Origin of the sequence: Pseudomonas sp. FSL R10-0056, from assembly GCF_009600105.1 — a bacterium.
Classification (GTDB): domain Bacteria; phylum Pseudomonadota; class Gammaproteobacteria; order Pseudomonadales; family Pseudomonadaceae; genus Aquipseudomonas; species Aquipseudomonas bubulae.
Map to the genome: position 1 here is coordinate 1 of NZ_WIWL01000029.1, position 3,678 is coordinate 3,678.

Below are 3,678 nucleotides of genomic sequence, written 5' to 3' on the forward strand. Positions count from 1 at the left end.
GCCATACCCAGCCCCAGCGTGGCGCCGATGCCGAGCACGGCCACACCGACTTCAAGGCCCGCATACAACAGCAAGGGTTTGCCCAGGCGGTCGGCGCAGCGGCCAAACAGCAGCCCGCCAAGGGCCAGCCCGGCAAAGAAGGCGCTGATGCCGGTGGTGATGGCGTACACCTCGACACCGATCACCAGCGACAGTTGTTTGATCCACAGCACCTGATAGATCAGGGCGGCAGTACCGGAAATAAATAGCAGCAAGGCAGTGGCAGACAATGCAGTACGGCTGGGCGGTAAGGGTGACGGCATTGCGCGGGAGCCTTGTGCAGAAGGAATTCGGGAAGGAGTCGTTACCCCGTGTGGGAGCGGGCTTGCTCGCGATGGAGGCGGCGCGATCTGACAGATGCAGTGCGTCGAGACAATCGCGGGCAAGCCCGCTCCCACAGGGCAGGTTTACTGCGCTGGCTGATTTTTCATTTTTTCCGCAATCTTGGCGTCTACCGCTGCCCGTACCTGATCGATACTGAAGCTTGGCGGCTTCTGGCTTGGCGGGTAATCGACGAAGGTTTCCAGGAAGTTGGCCGCCTTCATGATTGCCAGTTCGTTCAAGTAGACGTTTTTCGTGCTCCAGTCGTAATACTGATCGGAGACCACGTCAGCCCGTTCGAACGGGTCCATGCGCAGGTTGAAGATTTTCGGCACCCGCAGGCATACGAAAGGTTCGCTCCAGACCTTGAAACCGCCCGGTTCGCGTTGCTCGCAGAACACCACTTTCCAGTTGTCGAAACGCATCGATACCAGCATGCCGTCATCGTTGAAGTAGTAGAACTCGTTGCGGTTGCCCTTGGGTTGTTCGCCGGTCAGGTACGGCAACTGGTTGAAACCGTCCAGGTGCACCTTGAAGTTGTTGCCACCTGCCACCGGGGCCCAGCCCTTGAGCAACTTGTCTTTGACATCGGCATCGCCAGCCACCGCGAGCAGGGTCGGGAACCAGTCCAGCCCCGAGAACATCTCGTTACTCACTTCGCCAGCCTTGATTTTCCCCGGCCAGCGCACGATTGCCGGGACACGGAAGGCACCTTCCCAGTTGGAGTTCTTCTCGTTCCGGAACGGCGTGGTGGCCGCGTCCGGCCAGGAGAACTGGTTCGGCCCGTTGTCGGTGGTGTAGACCACGATGGTGTTGTCGGCGATTTTCAGGTCATCGAGGGTTTTCAGCAGTTTGCCGACGTCGCCGTCATGCTCAAGCATGCCATCGGCGTACTCGTTGCCGGGCATACCACTCTGGCCCTTCATCGAGTCGCGCACGTGGGTAAAGACGTGCATGCGCGTGGTGTTCATCCACACAAAAAAAGGCTTGTCGGCCTTGGCCTGCTTTTCGATGAACTCCTGCGCGGCCGCGGTGGTTTCGTCGTCGATGGTTTCCATGCGCTTGGCGGTCAGGGCCCCGGTGTCTTCAATCTTGCCGTCGGCAAAACTGTGGATCACGCCACGGGGCGAGGTGGCCTTGACGAAAGCCGGGTCATCCTTGGGCCAGTACGGGCGTTCGGGTTCTTCCTCGGCATTGAGGTGGTAGAGGTTGCCGAAAAACTCGTCAAAACCATGATTGGTCGGCAAGTACTCGTCGCGGTCGCCCAGGTGGTTTTTACCGAATTGTGCAGTGGCGTAGCCCTGGGATTTGAGCGCCTGGGCGATGGTGATATCGCGCTTTTGCAGGCCTACCGGTGCTCCCGGTATGCCGACTTTGGACAGGCCTGTGCGCAGCGGCGTCTGCCCGGTGATAAACGACGAGCGCCCGGCGGTGCAGCTGTTCTCTGCGTAGTAGTCAGTGAACATCATGCCTTCTTTGGCAATCCGGTCGATGTTGGGGGTTTTGTAGCCCACCACACCCATGGAGTAGGCGCTGATATTGGACTGGCCAATGTCATCACCAAAGATCACCAGGATATTGGGTTTTTCGGCGGCCACGGCGGTGGCGGACAACGCCATCACCGAAGCCGCCACGAGGGCTAGCCGGGGGAACCACTTGGCTGTTCGAGTCATGCAACTTGCTCCTTGTTGACCTGGTTGGTGCACTGCTGACGGCTGTTTTTCTTATTGCTGTTGCTCGTTGGCACTGGTCTCGAACGGGTAGATCCGTCGCCATTGCGACGCCATATCGACGATAGTCCAGTCCTGCTGTTTTGCCTGATCGAGCGCCTTGTCCAGGCGGCCGATTTTCGAGTCCTTGTCATAGGCCCATTCGCGTTTGGCGTCGGTGTGATGCACCAGCCCCATCAGGCGCGGGCCGTCGCCGGCGGCGGTCCACTGGAGCATCTGCAGGTCGCCGTCGGAGTTGCCGAAGGCGAGGATCGGTCGGCGGCCAATCACGCTGTCGATACTTACCGGCTTGCCGGGGCCGTCATCGTTGTGGGCAATTTTGGCGGTGCGCAGGATTGACGGTTTGCCGTCCTTGACCTGGTATTCGGTGACAAACGTGGAGCCGATCACGTGCTCTGGCGGTATGCCATAGACCTCTTCGGCAAATACGCGCATAAAGCCGGTATCGCCGCCGGACACGATGTAGGGCTTGAATCCCTGGCTGCGCAGGTAGGCCAGCACTTCCAGCATCGGCTGGTAGACCATCTCGGTGTAGGGCTTGCCGCTGGTGGGGTGGCGTGCGCTGCTTAGCCAGCGCTGGACGTTGTCGCGGAACTCATCGGTGGTGAGCCCTGCGTGGGTCGTCATGAAAATTTTCAGCAGGCCCTCCATGCCGCTTTCGGCCAGGGCTTTGTGGTCGTTTTCCAGCACCGCCTTGAACGGTTGCTGGTCTTTCCATTCCGGGTGTTGGGGGGCCATGCGTTTGATTTCGTCGAAGGCAAACAGCTCCTCGAAATAACCAGGTTGCTCGCTCCACAGGGTGCCATCGTTGTCGAACACGGCGATACGCGCTTCGGGTTGTACAAAGCCCTTACTGTCTGGCGTGGTAACCGTCTCGACAAATTCGATGATGCTTTTTTTCGCCGGCCCTTGGTTCCAGGAGGGCAACGGGTCGGCAGCCAGGGCGAACAGGGGCAGGGCGAATAGCAGAGTCGCTGCCGTTCTTGCCGAGATCCTTTTGCTCCAGTGGGAGCGAGTCTGCTCGCGAAGGCCATTCGCGAGCAGGCTCGCTGCCACGGCTACAGTTTTTTGTTTATTCATTTTTGGAAGTCCTTTTCATGTCTTGGGTTGAGCGGGCGCAAACCATAGTTTTTGCGCGGCGGGCGGTTGTGTTTCCACTGACGCATGGCATTGAAAGCGTGGAGCAAGCGCCGCCGGTTCACAGACAGGGCAACGGCCAGCAGCAATAACCCGATGCCAACCAGCAACGTGGCGGGCAGCCGCAGCCGGGTGGGTTGGCCCATTTGTCTGAGGTCGTCAACGATCGAGAACACCGGGGTGTAGCTGCTGCTGGCTGTGGCCTTGAAGGTGACGGCCGGGAGTTCGCCGAAACGGATTTGGCGGTTCACGCTGTCCCACCATTTGACGCGGATTGCCGGCAGCTCGAAATCGCCTTCGCGCTCGATGCGATAACTGACCCGGTCAATGCGCTGACCGCCATTGAAACCGCCCCGGCCGTCGTCCAGATTGCTCACCTGCGGGGTCTGCGGGTAGGCACCGAGTCCGGCCACCGAGCCCCGGGGCGGAGCGGGCAGGGCCAGCCCCGGGG

General features: G+C 60.0%; 2 protein-coding genes and 2 pseudogenes. All 4 read right to left on the reverse strand.

The features are described 5' to 3' along the window. Window positions 1-302, reverse strand: a pseudogene (locus GHO42_RS01925) (spermidine synthase); the annotation flags it as partial. A 144-nt stretch (window positions 303-446) separates the two neighbouring features. After that, window positions 447-2,033, reverse strand: coding sequence for an arylsulfatase (locus GHO42_RS01930; protein WP_095000495.1), 1,587 nt, complete (start codon window positions 2,031-2,033; stop codon window positions 447-449). Window positions 2,034-2,084: 51 nt separating this feature from the next. Further along, window positions 2,085-3,170: an HAD family phosphatase gene (locus GHO42_RS01935; protein WP_256670704.1), complete on the reverse strand. Its 1,086-nt coding sequence runs from the start codon at window positions 3,168-3,170 to the stop codon at window positions 2,085-2,087. Next, window positions 3,167-3,678: pseudogene (locus GHO42_RS01940) on the reverse strand (BatD family protein); the annotation flags it as partial. The pseudogene GHO42_RS01940 and the gene GHO42_RS01935, both read right to left, overlap by 4 nt.

Bases quoted from the DNA above. Each gene is read 5' to 3' on its own strand.
- GHO42_RS01930 (WP_095000495.1), bottom strand. From the start codon at position 2,033: ATGACTCGAACAGCCAAGTGGTTCCCCCGGCTAGCCCTCGTGGCGGCT.
- GHO42_RS01935 (WP_256670704.1), bottom strand. From the start codon at position 3,170: ATGAATAAACAAAAAACTGTAGCCGTGGCAGCGAGCCTGCTCGCGAAT.